17 protein-coding genes are annotated in these 19675 nt (G+C 36.5%); 12 read left to right on the forward strand and 5 right to left on the reverse strand.

All coding sequences use genetic code 11. The features are described from left to right. Positions 1–55: 55 nt before the first annotated feature. The 5 genes from ACWPWS_RS23795 to ACWPWS_RS23815 all read left to right on the forward strand — a co-directional run bounded on the left by ACWPWS_RS23795 (position 56) and on the right by ACWPWS_RS23815 (position 7892). Positions 56–730, forward strand: coding sequence for a response regulator transcription factor (locus ACWPWS_RS23795; RefSeq protein WP_105683307.1), 675 nt, complete (start codon positions 56–58; stop codon positions 728–730). Positions 731–732: 2 nt separating this feature from the next. After that, positions 733–2094, forward strand: a complete 1362-nt coding sequence (locus ACWPWS_RS23800; RefSeq protein ID WP_454048140.1) for an ATP-binding protein — start codon at positions 733–735, stop codon at positions 2092–2094. Between the two features lie 306 nt (positions 2095–2400). After that, positions 2401–3675 (forward strand): TolC family protein, encoded by a 1275-nt coding sequence (locus ACWPWS_RS23805; RefSeq protein ID WP_454048141.1) that lies wholly within the window; start codon positions 2401–2403, stop codon positions 3673–3675. A 3-nt stretch (positions 3676–3678) separates the two neighbouring features. Further along, positions 3679–4794 carry an efflux RND transporter periplasmic adaptor subunit gene (locus ACWPWS_RS23810; RefSeq protein ID WP_454048142.1) on the forward strand — a complete coding sequence of 372 codons (1116 nt, stop codon included), beginning with the start codon at positions 3679–3681 and terminating at the stop codon, positions 4792–4794. Continuing rightward, complete coding sequence (locus tag ACWPWS_RS23815; protein ID WP_454048143.1) at positions 4794–7892, forward strand: efflux RND transporter permease subunit; 3099 nt, start codon at positions 4794–4796, stop codon at positions 7890–7892. The genes ACWPWS_RS23810 and ACWPWS_RS23815 overlap by 1 nt, the downstream gene beginning before the upstream one ends. Before the next feature lie 60 nt (positions 7893–7952). Here ACWPWS_RS23815 and ACWPWS_RS23820 read toward each other — a convergent pair whose 3' ends face one another. Further along, entirely contained in the window at positions 7953–8708 is a 756-nt protein-coding gene (locus ACWPWS_RS23820) for a DUF5995 family protein (RefSeq protein ID WP_454048144.1), read from the reverse strand. A gap of 141 nt (positions 8709–8849) precedes the next feature. Here ACWPWS_RS23820 and ACWPWS_RS23825 point away from each other — a divergent pair, with 141 nt between their 5' ends. After that, positions 8850–10250 carry an MAC/perforin domain-containing protein gene (locus ACWPWS_RS23825; protein WP_454048145.1) on the forward strand — a complete coding sequence of 467 codons (1401 nt, stop codon included), beginning with the start codon at positions 8850–8852 and terminating at the stop codon, positions 10248–10250. A 66-nt stretch (positions 10251–10316) separates the two neighbouring features. Here the strand turns inward: ACWPWS_RS23825 and ACWPWS_RS23830 are convergent, their stop codons facing one another. Then, on the reverse strand, positions 10317–10550 hold the full coding sequence (locus tag ACWPWS_RS23830) for a hypothetical protein (RefSeq protein ID WP_105683314.1): 234 nt from the start codon (positions 10548–10550) through the stop codon (positions 10317–10319). Between the two features lie 259 nt (positions 10551–10809). On the opposite strand from ACWPWS_RS23830, the gene ACWPWS_RS23835 reads away from it, so the two are divergent. Beyond that, on the forward strand, positions 10810–10977 hold the full coding sequence (locus tag ACWPWS_RS23835) for a bacteriocin-like protein (protein WP_156121331.1): 168 nt from the start codon (positions 10810–10812) through the stop codon (positions 10975–10977). Between the two features lie 34 nt (positions 10978–11011). Here ACWPWS_RS23835 and ACWPWS_RS23840 read toward each other — a convergent pair whose 3' ends face one another. The 3 genes from ACWPWS_RS23840 to ACWPWS_RS23850 form a co-directional block, all read right to left on the reverse strand. Next, complete coding sequence (locus tag ACWPWS_RS23840) at positions 11012–11482, reverse strand: YciI family protein (protein ID WP_454048146.1); 471 nt, start codon at positions 11480–11482, stop codon at positions 11012–11014. Between the two features lie 124 nt (positions 11483–11606). After that, complete coding sequence (gene pncB, locus ACWPWS_RS23845) at positions 11607–12785, reverse strand: nicotinate phosphoribosyltransferase (protein ID WP_209786175.1); 1179 nt, start codon at positions 12783–12785, stop codon at positions 11607–11609. Between the two features lie 96 nt (positions 12786–12881). Beyond that, positions 12882–13358 carry a Dps family protein gene (locus ACWPWS_RS23850; protein ID WP_105683318.1) on the reverse strand — a complete coding sequence of 159 codons (477 nt, stop codon included), beginning with the start codon at positions 13356–13358 and terminating at the stop codon, positions 12882–12884. Positions 13359–13816: 458 nt separating this feature from the next. Here ACWPWS_RS23850 and rpsL point away from each other — a divergent pair, with 458 nt between their 5' ends. The 5 genes from rpsL to ACWPWS_RS23875 all read left to right on the forward strand — a co-directional run bounded on the left by rpsL (position 13817) and on the right by ACWPWS_RS23875 (position 19671). Further along, positions 13817–14230 carry a 30S ribosomal protein S12 gene (gene rpsL / locus ACWPWS_RS23855; RefSeq protein ID WP_002983146.1) on the forward strand — a complete coding sequence of 138 codons (414 nt, stop codon included), beginning with the start codon at positions 13817–13819 and terminating at the stop codon, positions 14228–14230. A gap of 23 nt (positions 14231–14253) precedes the next feature. Further along, positions 14254–14730 (forward strand): 30S ribosomal protein S7, encoded by a 477-nt coding sequence (rpsG, locus tag ACWPWS_RS23860; protein WP_034694654.1) that lies wholly within the window; start codon positions 14254–14256, stop codon positions 14728–14730. Between the two features lie 6 nt (positions 14731–14736). Continuing rightward, complete coding sequence (gene fusA, locus ACWPWS_RS23865; RefSeq protein ID WP_105683319.1) at positions 14737–16854, forward strand: elongation factor G; 2118 nt, start codon at positions 14737–14739, stop codon at positions 16852–16854. A gap of 16 nt (positions 16855–16870) precedes the next feature. Next, on the forward strand, positions 16871–17176 hold the full coding sequence (rpsJ, locus tag ACWPWS_RS23870) for a 30S ribosomal protein S10 (protein WP_002661363.1): 306 nt from the start codon (positions 16871–16873) through the stop codon (positions 17174–17176). Positions 17177–17499: 323 nt separating this feature from the next. Then, entirely contained in the window at positions 17500–19671 is a 2172-nt protein-coding gene (locus tag ACWPWS_RS23875; RefSeq protein ID WP_454048147.1) for a TonB-dependent siderophore receptor, read from the forward strand. Positions 19672–19675: the final 4 nt, after the last annotated feature.

Consider the following 19675-nt stretch of genomic DNA (forward strand, 5'->3'; position numbering starts at 1 on the left):
TCCAGCCTCCTTTATTAATTAGAATACCTATATTTATAGGAAATTTCAGAGACTTATGAATATTTTGTTGGTAGAAGATGATCAAAGAATCAGCAATTTCCTGATAAAAGGTCTTTCCGAGGCTGGCTATCACATGACGCTTGCAGATTCCGGGGAAAAGGCTCGTGAACTTCTTCATACCTATGATTTCGATATTATTTTAATGGATATCATGCTTCCCGGACTGGATGGGATGCAGCTTACCCAGATTATCAGATTTAAAGGAAATTATACTCCGATTTTAGTTTTAAGTGCATTGAACAGTCCGGATGACAAGATCAAAATGCTGGATATGGGTGCGGATGATTATTTATCTAAACCTTTCCATTTTGAAGAACTGATTTCAAGGATTAAAGCTTTAACAAGACGCAATAAACTGAGCTATCAGAAAGAAGACCAGTATCTGTCATGTGGAAATATCACCATTGATACAGACCTCCATAAGGTTACTCAGAATGATAAGGAAATTGAGTTTTCTCCTACAGAATACAAGCTTTTCACTTTTCTTATGGAGAATAAAAATAAAGTGCTGAGCAGAACCCAGATCTTACATAAAGTGTGGGGAATTGATTTTGATAATACAACGAATGTAGTAGACGTTTATATTTCCTACGTGCGTAATAAGATTGACGAAACAGAACAGAAAATAATCCATACGGTGAAAGGAACCGGCTATTTGATTAAAGACTGAAAATGACTCTCAGAAACAGGTTCACCCTTATTTCAAGCCTTTCGTTCGGCATTGTTTCTATCATCACATCTGCGGTGATATTCTTTGCTTATTATGACAGTACCAAGATTTTTTATTTTGAAAAGCTTAGAAATACAGCTCTTATTTCTGCTATTTATTACCTTGAAAAAGATGAGCTTCCAAAAGACCGTCATGCTCAGATCAAAAAAGAATATAATCACCTGATTCAGAATAACAGGGTAGCGGTTTACAATCAGAATAATGAAGTTACCTTTGGACATAATGTGAATGATAAGAATATAAAACTTTCTCATCTGCAGGCTGTCCGAAATAATAAAGGAATTCAGTTTATGTCTGATAATCAATTCTACTATGGAATTTTTTATCCGGATAATCAAGGTGATTTTGTGGTTTTTGTAAAATCATCAAACGATTCTTTTCAATCACAGATATTGAGGCTTGCCATTATTATGCTTTCTGTACTGGTAGTGGGTTTGCTGGCGATTTATTTTCTGAGCAGGTATCTTTCAAAGGTGGTTTATAAGCCTATTTCCAATGTTGTAGAACGTATTAATAAAGTGGATTACAATAATATTTCTACGGCAATTACTTCTACCAATACCAATGATGAAATTGAAGATCTTATAAAATCTTACAATAAACTGTTGGGAAGGATTTCTGAAAATGTTCTCTTACAGCAGAATTTTATTAATTATGTTTCTCATGAGTTTAAAACTCCGCTGGCAGCAATTTCCGGAAACCTGGAAGTCTTTGCTCAAAAGGATAGAACTCCGGAAGAATATAGAGAAGTGGCAAAAGAATCATTAGATCATGTTTATGAGATTGAAAATATTTTAAACAATCTTCTGCTGATGTCCGGAATGTCTAAACTGGAATCTTCTCATAAACTGATGAGAGTGGATGAGCTGATCTGGAAAATCTATGAGAAATTAGAACCGAAAGCAAAAGAAAACAATTCATCCATTAAAATACAGCTTCAGGTAACAAAACCTGCTTTGCTGGAATTTCCAGGAAATGAAACTCTGCTATATTTGGCATTATATAATATTGTTGAAAATGCCATCAAGTATTCTTATGATAAACCTGTAGTGATTGTATTATCAGAGAAAAATAGTCAGTTGTATATTGAAGTAAGAGATGAAGGAAGGGGAATTCCCGCGGATGATCTTATGAAAATAGCTGAAACTTTTTACAGGGGAAAAAATGTAGACACAGTGAAAGGCAGTGGAATTGGTTTATCCCTTTCTAAAAGTATTTTTGATCATCATCATATTGCAATGAAAATTGATTCCGTTGTAAATGTTGGGACCAGTGTTCTTCTTGAATTTCCAGCTCATTCTTGATTTTTTCTCTCACAAATTTCCCAGATCTCGCAAATTGATAATTTTAGATTCATTTTAAATCTTAAAAATCTGTGTCATCCGTGAAATCTGTGAGAGATTTGAATATTCAATAGCAGCGGGTTAAAACCGCTTACAAAATGCATTCAAAATCCTTCGGCTTTAGCCAAAACATATTAATTCAACACACTTCCCAGAAATAAAAAAAGTTCTAATCAAACTCTAATGTTGAACTAACCGAATTCTAATTTTCTTTACAATTCCCTCTAATATTAGACAAATAGCTTTGTAGTCATAAATAAAAGACCCTTGAAGAAGCTATTTTTTACCCTATTTTATATTCATTGTTTCAGTTTCTTTTCAGCGCAGATTTCAGACACTATGAAGATCAGCAGAAAGGAAGCTGAAACTATTTTTCTGGCTAAAAACCTCGACCTCATTGCACAGAAGCTTGAAATTTCACAAGCTGAAGCAAGAGCGGTTCAGGCTAAATACTGGCCTAATCCTACATTGAGCATCAGTGAAGTAAACCTATGGAGAACTTATGATATTGAAGAGCAGCCGGCACTGATCGGAAATTGGGGAAAGAATACCCAAATCTCTGCAGAGATAGAGCAGGTGATTCAGACAGCAGGTAAAAGGCGAAAAAATATCGAGCTGCAGAAAATAGAAGTGGAAGGAGAGAAGTATGAGTTGCAGGAAGTTTTACGTGAGCTTAAAAAGACACTCAGAAATACCATTACTGAAATCCTGTACAATCAGGAACAGCAGAAAATCTATCAGGGACAGATTGCTTCCATTGAGAAAATAACAAAATCCTATAACAATCAACTGAATTTGGGCAATATCAGTAAAGCTGAATATGTCCGCCTAAAAGCACAGGAAATTGAATTTAAAAAGAAGCTGATTTCATTAAAACAGGAAATCGAGGATCAGCAGGTAGAGCTTAAAGCTTTATTGATGCTGCCTTCCCAGTCTTATCTGGTTATATCGGATTCATTTGTGATGCCCGAAAAACAACTTTCCGAATTAGAGGTTGCCCAATGGATGGATAAAGCAAAAGAAAACCGTCCTGATATCATGATTTCAAGGAATAAAGAAAAGCATGCGGCTAAAAATCTGGAGATTCAAAATGCTATGAAAACTCCCGATGTCGCCGTTTCTATTGGCTATGACCGCGGAGGAAATATCATGAAAGATTTTATAGGATTAGGTGTTTCTATGGATCTTCCCATTTTCGACCGCAATAAAGGAAATATTCAGGAAGCGAAGCTTGAAATTGAGAAAAGCAAACTTGAGACCCGCAAAAATATGCTGAAGTCTGAGAATGAAATTGTCTCTGTTTTCAGAAACTATATCCGTACCCAACAGGTTTCAGAAGAAATTGATGAAAATTATGAATCTACACTGGACGGCTTGCTGGTAAGTCATGAGAAAAATTTCAGACTAAGAAATATCAGCATGCTGGAATACATGGATTTTCTGGATACCTACATCGGAAATAAAATGATCATTCTGGATACTAAAAAAGAACTTAATCAATACTACGAAAACCTGCAGTATGTTGTAGGACAAGATTTATAAGATATGAACAAAAATATTACCCAATACATTGCTGCAGCTTATCTGTCTGCCCTCATGATCTTTACAGGCTGCGCCGGAAAAGAAGAAAATAAAGAAGCCGATAAAACTTACTGCATCAGCAAAGAACTTAAAAAAGATATTAAGCTGGTTAAAGCAGAAATGCTTCCCATAGAAGAAAGTATTACCCTTACCGGAGAGGTGGAAAGTAATTCAGATAAAACGGTTCCTTTTGTAAGTCTTGTGGACGGAGTGGTGATTGATACTTATTTCTCTCTTGGCGATTATGTGAAAAAGGGACAAACCCTGGCAAGTGTAAAAAGTACGGCTGTGAATGAAATGCAGGATGATACCCAAACTTTACAGGCACAGTTGGCAGTAGCCAAAAGAAAACTATCGTCTGTAGAAGCCATGTATAAAGATGATATTGCTTCTCAGAAAGATTTACAGGAAGCCCGTTCGGAAGTTGCCATTTTGCAATCTAATATTTCCAAAACACAGAAAAACATGCAGCTGTATTCAGCAGGAGGAAATACCATTCAGATAAAAGCTCCGGCAGACGGATATGTTATTTCAAAGAATATTGCTAAAGGAATGCCTGTTACTGCTGGTGGAGATCAGCTGTTTACGATTTCCAATCTGGATAAAGTCTGGGTCATGGCTAATGTATACGCAACCAATATGAGACATGTTTATGTAGATCAGCCCGTAGTGGTAAAAACACTGGCCTATCCGGATGACAATTTTTCAGGAAAGATCAATAATATTTCCCAGGTTTTTAACGAAAATGAAAGGGTTCTCAAAGCCAAGATCATTATGGATAATAATGGAATGAAGCTAAGACCCGGAATGTCTGCAGATGTTGTATTACCCGTTAACTCACAAAACAAAAGTGCATTGGCTATTCCTGCAAAAGCTTTGATTTTTGATAACAACCAAAGTTATGTAGTGGTTTACAAAAAGGACTGTGAGCTGGAGATAAGACCTGTAACGGAAATAGCTTCCAACAGCAAGTATATTTATGTAGAAGGAAATTTAAAACCAGGTGAAAATGTGATTGCTTCCAACGGATTGCTGATTTATGAAAACCTGAAAAACCAATTAAATAACTCCACGAAGTAATGCGAAAATTTGTACAGAATATAGTTTCCTTCTCTTTAAAAAACTCATTGATTGTTCTTCTGGGAACTTTCCTATTGCTGGCCGGAGGAATCTATTCTTATTTACATACCCCCATTGAAGCATTTCCGGATGTTACCAATACCAGAGTAAGAGTCATTACCCAATGGCCTGGAAGAAGTGCTGAAGAAATAGAAAAATTTGTCACCTTACCTATTTCTAAGGAAATGAATGCCATCCCGAATAAAACTTCGGTACGGTCTATTTCCCTATTTGGATTATCAGTGGTGACTGTTATTTTTGATGATCATGTCAATGATTTTTATGCACAGCAGTATGCTTCCAATAAACTCGGAAATGTAGAACTTCCTGGCGGAGCAGAATATAGTATTGAACCTCCGTCCGGAGCTACCGGTGAAATTTACCGGTATATTATCAAGAGTAAACTTCCCATCAAAGAAGTGACGGCAATCCAGGATTGGGTGGTAGAAAGAGAATTGCTTGCGGTTCCCGGTGTTGCTGATGTAGTAAGCTTTGGAGGTGAAGAAAAAACATATGAAATAAAAATTAATCCTACGGAATTACACAATTACGACCTTTCCCCCCTGGATGTGTATGAAGCGGTTTCGAAGAGTAATATTAATGTAGGAGGAGATGTAGTGGCAAAAGGTGATCAGGCTTATGTAGTGCGGGGGATTGGTCTTTTGGAGAAAAAAGAAGATATTGAGAATATTCAGATTGAGGTAAAAGGTTCTACTCCTATTTTGGTAAAGCATGTTGCTGAAGTAAAAATTTCGGCAAAACCAAGATTAGGACAGGTAGGATACAACAAAGAAAATGATGTTGTAGAAGGAATTGTCATCATGCTTCGTGGTGAAAATCCAAGTGAAGTGATTGCGAAACTGAAAGACAGAATAGAACAGTTGAACGGAGGAGAACTTCCCGGTGATGTTCAGATTGTTCCAATTATTGACCGTACAGAATTGGTAAATACTACCGTTCATACCGTTTCCAAAAACCTTATTGAAGGAGTTATTCTGGTTTCCATCATTGTCTTTATATTCCTCTACAACTGGAGAACAACTTTCATTGTAGCATCAGTAATTCCTTTGGCTTTCTTATTTGCAATTATTATGTTGAAAATTCAGGGGCTTCCGGCAAACCTGATTTCGATGGGAGCACTGGATTTCGGACTGCTTCTGGAGGGAACGCTGGTCATTGTTGAACATGTCTTTGTTGCCCTCGAACTTAAAGCCAAGAAGATAGGGCTGAAAAGATTCAACAAAATTTCAAAACTGGGAATTATTAAGAAAAGTGCCGGAAGTGTAGCAAGTTATATTTTCTTCGCTCTATTGATTCTTATCGTTGCCCTGATGCCGATTTTCTCTTTCCAGAAAGTGGAAGGAAAAATGTTCTCACCGTTAGCATTTACGCTTGGATATGCTTTGTTAGGATCATTGATCTTAAGTTTAACCTACGTTCCGGCAATGTGTAAACTGTTACTGACTAAAAATATTGAAGAGAAAGAAAACTTTATCTCGAGATTCTTCAGAGTTAATATCTACAGAATCTATGAGTTCAGTGACCGTCACAAAAAAGGATTCATGATTGGCTTTGTTGCTTTACTTGCCATTTGTGGATGGAGATTTTCAAATTACGGATCCGAATTTTTACCAAAACTGAACGAAGGAGCCATCTACGTGAGAGCAACTCTTCCCAACAGTGTTAACTTGGATGAATCTGTAAGATTGACCAAAGAGATGAAGGAGATTCTCATGAAATATGATGAAGTGAAATTTGTCATGACCCAGACAGGCCGTCCCAATGACGGAACTGATCCCACCGGTTTTTTTAATATTGAATTCAACATTCAGCTGAAGCCGGAAAACGAATGGAAGAAAAAAATATCCAAAGAAGAACTCCTTGAAGAAATGAGAGTCTCTCTTGAAAAGTATCCTGGTATCAACTTTGGATTCAGCCAGCCAATACAGGATAATGTGGAAGAATATGTAGCAGGAGTAAAAGCCCCGCTGGTGATTAAAATTTTTGGGAATGATCTTTTCGAACTTGAAAATTATGCCAATAAAGTAGCCAATTCCATCAGAACAGTTCCGGGAATATCCGATGTGAATGTTTTTAAAAATATTGGATTGCCGGAATTGAGAATACAGCTTCATGATTCTAAAATGGCTAAGTATGGAGTTTCCACAGCAGATGCACAGGCAGTCATCGAAATGACGATTGGCGGACAGGCTGCCACTAAGTTTTATGAAGAAGAAAGAATGTTTGATGTCATGCTGAGATTTGAAAAAGATTACAGAGATACTCCTGAAAAGATGGGGAATATTCTCATCCCGACTCAGGATAATAAAAAAGTTCCGTTGAAAGAAATCGCAACGATTGATTATCATACAGGACCATCATTTATTTACCGTGAAGGAAACAGCAGATACATCGGGGTTGGATTTAATATTGAAGGGCGTGACCTTGGAAGCACCATCAAAGAGGCAAAAGCAAAAGTAGAGAAAGAAGTAAAACTTCCGAAAAACCATAAAATGACCTGGGCCGGAGAATTTGAAAGCAAAGAAAGAGCTGCAAAACAGCTGGCAATGGTAGTACCGATCTCTTTAGTTCTTATTCTGATGCTGTTGTACTTCAACTTTGGAAACATAAAAGATACGCTGATTTCATCCATTACACTGGCATTTGCGTTTATCGGAGGATTTTTATCCCTTTGGTTTACGGGAACCATCTTCGGAATCTCAGCGGGAATCGGGTTCATTATCCTTTTTGGTGTTGCAACGATAGATGGTATCGTCCTGATTGGAGTGATGAAAGAAAATCTCCAAAACAGAATGTCTCTCAAAGAATCCATTGCAGAAGGAGTGAAGAGTAGAATTCGTCCAGTGGTGATGATTGCCCTGATGGGATCTATGGGACTTCTTCCCGCAGCGATGTCAAACGGAATGGGCTCAGAAATTCAGAAACCTTTAGCCATTATGATTGTTGGAGGATTGATTGTCTGTATGCTGCTGTCCTTTACAATACTGCCTATTATTTTCCATTATGCTTATCGTAAAAAGCATAAAGGAGCAATATAGTTTCTTTTATTTTGTTCATTATGAGGCCGGGATCCGTGAGGAAGATCCCGGCCTTTTTTGTTAAGTATTTTTTGTAGACTCTAAAATCTCAATATTCTTCACCACATCACTGCTTTCACATTTTTTAAGTTCTTTTAAAAGAGCAGGGGTGAGGATCTTCGGGTTCAGAATTTGTGTAGCGACTTTTGCTGCTGCATAATCTACAATACCGGTTACAGATTCTCTTAAGAAAATTGGAGTATTGCATGCAATGACTGCTGTTGCCCATGAGGTGTCTCGTGCTTTGGAAATTGCAAAATCAAGTACCACATTATCCTTCCCATTAGAGAGTTTGTCAATAAGATCTACAGGATAACAGATTTTGTTCAGAGAATCCTGAACATTCTGATTAATGGAAGCAATGACATTATTAATATTTTCAAAATCTTTTTTCAACGGATTTATTTTCCGGTAAGGCATGATAGATGCAGCGGAAATACCCAAATCCAGATTGATGTGAGCATTCATACCAAGAAATATATGCTGCAATATCAATAGATTTTTATTTTTAGCAGCTTCAAATGCGATGTACCATGAATTGGTGCATCTTTCGCCTTTGCTGTAGCTTTCCCACGCCTGAATATATCTCTGGGCAAAAGCAAGGTCGAGCAACGTCATCCTTGGGTTATCCTCAAACTTTTTCTGCTGGATTCCTTTCAGAACCTGGGCTGTCATGATTCGGTAGGTACAGGCAAAATATCCTGCCGGACTTTGATTTTCTTTACACCAGATAATGATTTCATCCAGTTTTTTCAGAACTTCCTCAATGGTTTTCATGGTAGATTTTTATTTAAAGATATTGAGAAATTATTATTGCAGTATAACATTGCATATTTTTTAATTAATTCCCTTATATATGATTTATGTCATTTTGGCTTTGAGTACAAAGAGGTAAGTTTACAGACTTAAAATAAAAATATGAAAAAACTAAGTTTCCTGTTTGCCAGTATTATATTACTGTTTGCAGCTTCTTGCTCTACTGATGAGCTGGAAAATCCTAACCTAAATGAAAACTCAAAAAAAAATTCAGGGAGAAATTTTGCTAAAAGCGCTGGTGATGGTATCTATGATGTCTTAGGATACGGTTATAATGCCACGGGGGAATATGCTAATTCTAATTCTTCAGGATATCAGGTGATTGATATTGAGAAATTTAAAACCGAACAGGCAGGTAGATTGATCACTGATAATGTATTCTCTCAGGAATATCTTGAAGAATACGGGGAAAATGCAGAAGCTTATTCAAAAATGGTCTCTACGAAAGTAGGAGCTTCAGCTGGATTCTCTTTATTTAAAAAACTTATTTCGGTTACTTTTAGTTCTGCGGTTAGCAACACTACTACCAACAAATTTGATGCGAAGTACATTTATGGAAGTTATAATCTTTTAATTAAGCAAAGAAGATTTAGATTTAATGCTACTCCTGTCTTATTATCCGATTATTTGACACCGGAGTTTTCCAGTGATTTACAGAATAACAGCCCTGCGCAGATTGTAAACGATTATGGAACCCACGTTGCCATTGATATTTATACAGGAGCTAAGTTAGATGTTATGTTTCAATCTGAAACCACCAATCAAAGCCGTGAAAAAGCAGCCAGAGTTGGAGTTAAAGTTGGGGTAAAGAGTATTTTTGATGCCAATGTTGATAATGACATCGATACTTCAGAATCCAGTAAAAACTTTTCCAGAAAATTATCCTTTAAAACCAGAGGTGGAGATCCATCGAAGAGTTTGGTGGGAGAGCTAAACCTTGACCAGGCAAATCCTAAAATTAATATTTCAAGCTGGCAAAACAGCTCAACACCAGCTAATGCAGTGTTGGTAGAATTTGGAAGCAATGGCTTGATCCCTCTTTATGAATTTATTAAAGATCCTGTAAAGAAAGCTCAGTTAAAAGCTTATATAGACCAATATTTAATTGATAATCAGGTGAGACTGGATTACACAAATACTGCAAACCTTGTGAATGGTAATTTTGTTAGAAATCCTGCTACCAACCAGATATTTTTTATGTTTGAAAACAAACTTAGATATATTCAAAGTCCTATGACTCTTTACGGATTGTTTAATATTACCAGCGGTGAAATCGCGACTGTGAGTCCAAGTAATTTGTCAACAGTAGAGCGCGGGGCGGATTTAACACCTGATAATGATCTTAAACAGGATAATTATACCAATAAGATATATATGAGGGAAGGTAATACTTTAAGATATATTCCTAATATTGGTATCTATAATAAATACAGATTTAATAATAATGCGGTTAAAAAGATAAACGGTACCAATGGTTATATCATCGGCAGCGATATTTTTTAAGGTAAAATTATAATTGTAAAAAAAAGAGACTGTCGGAAAAACAGTCTCTTTTTTTTATTCATCAGATTACGGGGTGATGATAATCGGATCTGGAAAAGGTTCAAGAACCAATGGTTTGCACATGGCTGCCGGTTGACAGGTTCCTCCCATGCATATAAAATTAGTCATAGTAGTGGTGCCGTCAGGACATCTGATCATGCCTTCACCATGGCATCCTCCGGGACATTCTGCAGGATAAAGAGTTCCTCCGAATACATTTTTCAAATCTGTTCTTAAAAGTTTTGTTAAGTTCTTTTTCATGGTTTAATTTTTAATTATGATATTGGTTTATCACTTATTTACAGTGAGTTATGTAAGGTATATTGCTTTTGAGCTAAAATAATTAAATTAATTCATTGTGACAAGATGTATTTCTTAAAATAATTGTTTTTTTTATGATAATGATCTGAAATTCAGAATTTTTAAAAATAAACCGTATATTTAATTCCATATAAAGAGAGATAAAAAGAGGAATCCGAAAATCTTCAAGAGTAGGAAACTAAATTAAACTAAATTAATCATGAAAAATCTAAAAAGCTTAAACAGAAAAGAGTTAAAAACTGTTTTGGGTGGTGCAGCATTAGCTTGTGAGGCACCCGTAGATGGAGGTTGTCCGGCAGGATACATATTCTGCAGTAATCCTTACTGTTGTTATCCCCCAAGAAAACCGTATATCTGTTTTGATTAATAAAAAATCCCTCAATTGAGGGATTTCTTGTTTATTAAGGATTTTCTTTTGCAACTTCATCATGATGTTTAAGATATAAAGGCAGGGCAGCAGAACCATACCATGGGAAAATTTCATAACTGAAAACACCAGCCTGAACTGCAGGATCTGTTTTTACCCATTGTTCGGCTTCTTCTTTAGATTTGGTATTGAAAATAAACATGCCGCGGTAGTTTTCTTTATTCTTTTCGAGGAAAGGGCCGGCGACAACAATTTTACCTTCATCAGCCAGTTTCCCGATATTGGTCATGTGCCCTTTCATGAGCTCGCCCATTTTGGCTTTATCTTCAATCTTAGCGGTACCTGTCGTCAGCATGACAATAGTATAAGGTTTCATTCCATATTTGTCAGCCCCTAAAGATGTTGCCAATTCCTGATTGTATTTAGGTTTATCTGCTTTCTTTTCCTGAGCAAAAGATAATGCTGATAGGAGGAGACCTACAATGAGTAAATTTTTTGATTTCATCTTGTTTTATTTTGATAAATATAATAAAATCTTAAAGATTTTTGAATTGAATTTCAAATGAGGGCATGATACAAAAAAACCTCGATGGATACGAGGTTTATCTTATTGTTCAGATGAGTTTATTTTAATCTTTTATTCTTAAAAATTCTTTCGCCAGTTCAATCATCTTTGGATCGCCTGTATATTTACCGTGTTCGTCAGAAAGTTTTACAGTAGGAATCCATTCTTTATTGGGAGCCTGTACACCGATGAGTTTCATCACAATGTTCATTGGTTTTAATCCCACATCATTGGTAAGGTTGGTTCCGATTCCGAATGAGATCCCAATTTTCCCTCTGCAGTAATTGGTGATTTCTTCTACTTTTTCAAGATTTAATGCATCAGAAAAAATAATATATTTAAACATAGGATTAATGCCATTTCTTTGATAGTGTGCAATGGTTTTGTCTGCAAATTCTAAAGCATCACCACTGTCATGACGCACCCCGTCAAAAAGTTTTGCAAATTTTTTGTCAAACTGCTGGAAGAAAACATCAGTAGTATAAGTATCAGACAGGGCAACTCCAAGATCACCTCTGTAGACATCTACCCAATGTTCCAGTGCCATTTCATTGGCCATTTTGAATCCATATTCAGCGGCATGGAACATAAACCACTCGTGTGCGTGTGTTCCGATAGGCTTTACGCCATACTTCATAGCAAAATGAACATTTGAACTTCCTATAAAAGTTGATTCTTTTTTCTGGGTCAAAGCTTCCATCACCAGATTCTGTACCTTATAAGAATGTCTTCTTCTGGTTCCAAATTCTGCAAATGTTACTCCAAGTCTGCCTAGTGAATCTGCTTTTTCTATCGTCTTGCTCATTACGACCTCATTAGAATCTCTTTCCATGTGGTTCATTTCATAATGCAGCTCACTGATCAGTGCAAGCAAGGGAACTTCCCAGAGGATGGTTCTGTACCAAAGACCCTCCACCGTAACAGAAAGATCGCCTCCTTCCTGATGTATTTTTACTTCGGATGGATCATAATGATACCCTTCTAAAAAATCAAGATAAGGAAGATCTATATAAGGACAGGTTCTCGCCATGAACTTTTTCTCGTCTTTCGTAAGTTTAAGTTCAGCCATCTTATTAACGGCCTCTCTTAAAGCGGCATCAAATCCATCCGGAAAGTGGTGTTTTCCCCTGTTGATAAATTCATATTTTACAATAGAACCCGGGAATAGTTTTACCACTGCATTCTGCATGGTTATTTTATAGAAATCATTATCGAGAATAGAGTTTAATCTTACGCCGTTCATAATATGTGTAATTTTAACGCAAATATAAAAATAAAAAATAAAAATCGCCTAAATGTAAGGCGATTTTTTTGAAATATTTCCATGCTTTTGATGGAGTTATTTTCCAAGATAAGAATTGTACATCCAAACTTCTTTCTCCTGTTCCGTAATATAGTCGCTCATCTGAGAGTTGGTGCCTTCATCTCCAGCTTTATCTGTAATGTCTAAAAGTTCTCTCTGGAGATCAATGACTACTTTAAATGAATTAAGAATCTGCTCAACACTTTTAGTACCGTCTGTCACTTCTTTACTTTCTTTAATGGTTGCTACCTTTAAATAATCAGAATAATTATGTGCAGGAGTAGCTCCCAGGGTAAGAATTCTTTCTGCAATTTCATCAATTTTTAAAACCAGACTGTTATACAATTCTTCAAACTTTGGGTGAAGGGTGAAGAACTGTTCTCCTTTAATATTCCAGTGAGAGCCTCTGGTGTTCTGATAGAATACAGAATAGTTCGCTAACAGTACATTTAATTTTTCTGAAATGTTTTTGCAGTCGGCTTCTTTAAGGCCAATAATACTTGCGTTTTTCATATGTATATATTTATTTTTTTATGGTCGTATACAATCACAGCTTCTATTAAGTATAGGACGAGGCTTTGTTGATGTGATAGATCGTTTATTATTTTGTATACTTCAAATTTACGAAATATCGTGCCGAACACCTCTGATTATTAATAGATGATAACTATAAGAAAGTTTTTAAATATAGTTTGGATATATCGGAGAAGGAGTCCGGAATCTGTTTACAATGAAAAATTTTATATATCATCTTTAAAAAGATAAATTTCATAATTATTTAATATCCATTTTTAAAGCTCCAAAATATAAATTTTTCTGTCTCTTTTTCCGCATGTAGATTGTACTTCCATAATGGTACTTATGAAATGTGATTGATTTGGGATGTAAGTATTTGATTTTAATTTTTATATAAGTATTTGCAGATTAAAAAAATATTACTATTTTTGCACCCTAAAATAAAAAGCAATTAAATGCCTACTATTCAACAATTAGTAAGAAAAGGAAGAGCCACGCTTGCCAAGAAGAGCAAATCGGCTGCCCTTGATTCTTGTCCACAAAGACGTGGAGTATGTACGAGAGTATATACTACTACACCTAAGAAACCTAACTCTGCACTTAGAAAAGTAGCAAGGGTAAGACTTTCAAACGGTAAAGAAGTTAACGCCTATATCCCGGGCGAAGGACATAATCTTCAAGAGCACTCGATAGTATTGGTTAGAGGCGGAAGGGTGAAAGACCTACCGGGAGTACGTTACCACATCGTAAGAGGTGCATTAGACACCGCTGGTGTAAATGGAAGAACTCAGAGAAGATCTAAGTACGGAGCTAAGAGACCTAAACCAGGACAAGCTGCTGCAGCTCCTGCAAAAGGAAAGAAAAAATAATCATTAAATAAGGTACAAAAGCAATGAGAAAGACAAAAGCGAAAAAAAGACCGTTGTTACCAGATCCGAAATTTAATGATCAATTGGTAACGAGATTCGTAAACAACTTAATGCTAGACGGTAAGAAGTCTATCGCATTCAAAATTTTCTATGATGCATTAGAGATCGTAGAAACTAAAAAAGGAGATAACGAAAAAACTGCACTTGAAATCTGGAAAGATGCACTTACAAATGTAATGCCTCACGTAGAAGTACGTTCTAGAAGAGTAGGTGGAGCTAACTTCCAAATCCCTATGCCAATCAGAGCTGATAGAAAGATTTCTATGGCAATGAAATGGTTAATCAAATATTCTAAAGCTAGAAATGATAAGTCTATGGCTTTGAAATTAGCTAACGAAGTTGTAGCTGCTTCAAGAGAAGAAGGTGCTGCTTTCAAAAAGAAATCTGATACTCACAAAATGGCGGAAGCTAACAAGGCTTTCTCACACTTCAAATTCTAATCTGAAATGGGAAGAGATCTTAAATTTACAAGAAATATTGGTATCGCTGCTCACATTGATGCAGGTAAGACTACCACTACAGAAAGGATTCTATTCTACACAGGGGTAAACCACAAAATTGGAGAAGTTCACGATGGTGCTTCTACAATGGACTGGATGGAGCAGGAAGCAGAAAGAGGTATTACTATTACTTCTGCAGCTACCACTTGTTCTTGGAACTTTCCAACAGATCAAGGAAAACCTGTTGCTGATACTAAACCTTACCACTTCAACATCATTGATACACCGGGACACGTTGACTTCACAGTAGAGGTAAACAGATCTTTAAGAGTATTGGATGGATTGGTATTCTTATTCTCTGCAGTAGATGGAGTAGAGCCTCAGTCTGAAACAAACTGGAGACTTGCTGACAACTACAAAGTTGCAAGAATGGGATTTGTAAACAAAATGGATAGACAAGGTGCTGACTTCCTTAACGTGGTAAACCAGGTTAAAGAAATGTTAGGATCTAACGCAGTTCCAATCGTTTTACCAATCGGTGCTGAAGAAGATTTCAAAGGTGTTGTTGACTTAATTAAAAACAGAGCGATCATCTGGGATGAAGCAGGACAAGGAGCTACTTTCGAAGTAGTGCCAATTCCTGAAGACATGAAAGATGAAGTTCTTGAATACAGAGAGAAATTAGTAGAAGCTGTTTCTGAATATGACGAAACTTTGATGGAGAAATTCTTCGAAGATCCGGATTCAATTACAGAAGAAGAAATTAATGCTGCATTGAGAGCTGCTACTATCGATTTATCTATTATCCCAATGACTTGTGGTTCTTCATTCAAGAATAAAGGAGTACAGTTTATGTTGGATGCAGTATGTAAATACTTGCCTTCTCCATTGGATAAAGATGATATCAAAGGTACTGACCCAAGAACAGATGCTGAAATTACAAGAAAGCCATCTGTAGATGAGCCTTTCTCTGCTCTAGCATTTAAGATTGCTACTGACCCGTTCGTGGGAAGATTAGCATTCTTCAGAGCATACTCTGGAAGACTGGATGCTGGTTCTTATATCTTGAACACTCGTTCAGGAGATAAAGAAAGAATCTCTAGAATCTATCAGATGCACGCTAACAAGCAAAACCCAGTAGAATATATTGAAGCTGGTGATATTGGTGCAGCGGTAGGATTCAAGTCTATCAAGACTGGTGATACAATGTGTGACGAGAAAAACCCAATCGTTCTTGAATCGATGGTTTTCCCTGATCCGGTAATTGGTATCGCTGTTGAGCCTAAAACTAAAGCTGACCAGGATAAAATGGGTAACGCTCTAGCTAAATTGGCTGAAGAAGATCCAACGTTTACGGTTAGAACTGACGAAGCTTCTGGACAAACGATCATCTCTGGTATGGGTGAACTTCACTTAGATATCATTGTTGACCGTATGAAGAGAGAATTCAAGGTTGAAGTAAACCAAGGACAACCTCAGGTAGAGTACAAAGAAAACTTAACAAAAGTTGCTCAACACAGAGAAGTTTACAAAAAACAATCTGGTGGTAAAGGTAAATTTGCTGACATTGTATTTGAACTAGGACCTGCAGAAGAAGGTAAAATTGGTTTAGAATTCATCAATGAGATCAAAGGTGGTAACGTTCCTAGAGAATTTGTTCCTGCAATTGAAAAAGGCTTTAAAGCTGCAATGAAAAACGGTCCTTTGGCTGGTTTCGAAGTTGAAGGTATTAAAGTTATTCTTAAAGACGGATCTTTCCACGCGGTGGATTCTGATGCTCTTTCATTTGAAATGGCTGCTAAATTAGGATTTAAAGAAGCGGGACGTGCTGCTAAGCCAGTAATTATGGAGCCTATTATGAAACTGGAAGTTGTAACTCCGGAAGAATATATGGGTAACATCATTGGTGACCTTAACAAAAGAAGAGGTACTATCAGTGGTCAGGAAGAGAAAAACGGTGCTGTTGTAATCAAAGGTTCTGTTCCACTTTCTGAAATGTTTGGATATGTAACTACTCTAAGAACACTTTCATCAGGAAGAGCTACTTCTTCTATGGAATTAGAGAAGTACCAAGCTACTCCACAAAACGTTGCTGAAGAAATCATAGCTAAAGCAAAAGGTTAATTTTTAAATTAAAGAAATGTCACAAAGAATCAGAATAAAACTAAAATCTTACGATTACAACTTGGTAGACAAGTCTGCTGAGAAAATCGTAAAAACGGTAAAGGCTACTGGTGCTGTTGTAAACGGTCCAATTCCATTGCCAACGAATAAGAGAATCTTCACAGTATTGAGATCTCCGCACGTAAACAAGAAAGCAAGAGAGCAGTTCCAACTTTCAGCTCACAAGAGACTAATGGATATCTACTCTTCTTCTTCTAAAACTGTTGATGCTCTAATGAAATTAGAACTTCCTTCAGGTGTAGACGTTGAAATTAAAGTGTGATAAATGCATACTTTGCAATGATTATACAAATCCGTTCCTTTTTAGGAACGGATTTTTTTTGGTGATTGCTTAACGGAATCAAAACGATCAAAAGCAGATTGGAAAACCTTCAAATCTGCTTTTTTTGCATTGTACTTTCTATAACCATAAAAGACGTTGGAGGAATAACCTTTAATGATGTTATGAATCTGTTTGGAGATTATAATGGGTCGTAGGATAAGATTAATGATCTGATATTAATACTTCTTTTTCAGGTGACATATGTCACTCTTGTTTATTTATTTAGAATGAATAAAAATAATAATTTTGCAAAAAATTATCAGATGAATAAAGTAGTATCCTTTTCTCTGCTTGTGTTAGGTGGGGTTTTTGTAAATGCACAGAAAGTTAATGATTCTATTAAAAAGTCGAAGGAAATTGACGAAGTAGAATTATTCGGTGAAAGAAAAAAGCAACCACAAGGTTTGGAGACAATCACAAGATTGCCATTAAAAACCAGAGATCAGATTCAGAGTATTTCAGTAATCTCCCATAAAGTAATTGAGGATCTAGGAGGGTTAACGGTTACAGACGTTGCAAAGAATGTTCCTGGAGTAACTCAATTCGGTAGCTATGGCGGAACCAGAGAAAGTATGTCTATCAGAGGATACAGAGGAGTTCCGGTTTTAAAGAACGGGGTTCAGATGGATTCTGATTTCCGTACTGCAGGAATGCTTACTGATATGCAGGGAATAGAAAGTATTCAGATAATTAAAGGATCTGCGGCTGTAACACAGGGAATAGGTGACGGTTTAGGTTCTGCAGGTGGAGTGATTAATGTGGTCACTAAAGTTCCTAAATTTATCAATCAGACTAATGTTGGCTTCAGATACGGAAGCTGGGATTTCTATAGACCAACAGTTGACTTCCAGAGAGTATTAGATTCTCAGGGTAAAGTTGCTGTCAGACTAAACGCAGCGTACCAAAATAATAATAGCTTCAGAAGATTTATTAATACAGAACGTATTTACGTAAATCCATCCATTGCCATCCGCCCGGACGATAAAACTGAGATTGTGGTAGAAATGGATTATATGCATAATAATACAACACCGGATAGAGGAACTGTAAACCTTGCCAAAGGAGATACTGAGGCAATATACAAAATGCCGGGAAGAAAATTCCTTGGATTTTCTACAGATAAGGCAAAGACCGAAACATTCAACTTCTCAACAACGGTTACACGAAAGCTGACTGAGAAATTGAAATTAAGGGCGGCTTATATGAGCTCATCTTATCAGACTGAAATTGTAGGTGCAGCGCTCGCTCCTTTAAAGAGAGATAATCCCACAGAGTTCCGTAACAGAACATTAACTCGATCTGATAGAGAGGATTTAAATAAAGTATTTCAGTTCGATTTTATTGGAGCCGATGTCATGACAGGATTCATGAAACATACTTTTCAGGTAGGTTTTGACTGGAAAGAATCTAATGTTACAACCACTTCGTATAAAGCTAAAGATGTTGACCAGATCAATGTCCTGAATGAAATCAACAATATTCTTCCTGCAGGAGTTAATATAGACTTATCAACAGCTAATGCTATTAATACAGTAGCACCTACAATGGGGTTAATGGCACAGGATGTCATTACTTTTAATAAGTATATTAAAGCTCATTTAGGAGTTCGTTACAGCAGACTCATTGGCTCGGATAAAGAAAAAGACTACGCCTGGAATCCTTCATTGGGGATTATGATTTCTCCGATTGAAAATATGAACATATTTGGTTCCTATACAAGCACTACCGCGTTGAGAAGTTCCAATAATGTATTGTTTAGCGGAGGGACTGTAGGAGCATCTACTACAAAACAATGGGAGGCTGGAATTAAATCAGACTGGCTGAATGAAAGATTAAGATTTAATGTAACTCTTTTTGATATCAAGACAGATAATTTATCATATGAACTTCTTGATGGTGGAAATCCTACCGGAAAATATGCCCTTGCCGGTAACTTAAAAAGACAGGGTGTTGAAGTTGAATTGATAGGTAAAATTCTTCCCAACCTACAAGTGATGACGGGATGGGCTTATGTGGACGCACAATATGAAGACAGCCCTTCATTTGTGAATGGTTCAGCACCTATTAATACCCCTAAGCATTCTGCTAATGCATGGCTGAACTATAAATTCGATACAGGGATGTTAACAAGCCTTGACGTAGGAGCCGGAATCTATTTTGTTGGACAAAGACCAGTGGATGACTATAAACAACAATATACCAATACAGAAAATGGCCATGTGAATGGAACTCAGCCAGGAGAAAAACCTTTCTTCATGCCGCAATATACTACGGTAGATGCCCAGATAGGATATTCCTTCAAAAATGGATTAGGATTAAGAGGATTCTTTAATAACATCTTTGATTCAGTAGGATATAATTCTTATTTCAGAGGAGGATACATTGATCAGATTCAGCCTAGAAACTTTGCTGTACAGGTAAACTATAAATTCTAAATCA

It is taken from the genome of Chryseobacterium sp. Marseille-Q8038 (assembly GCF_965111995.1).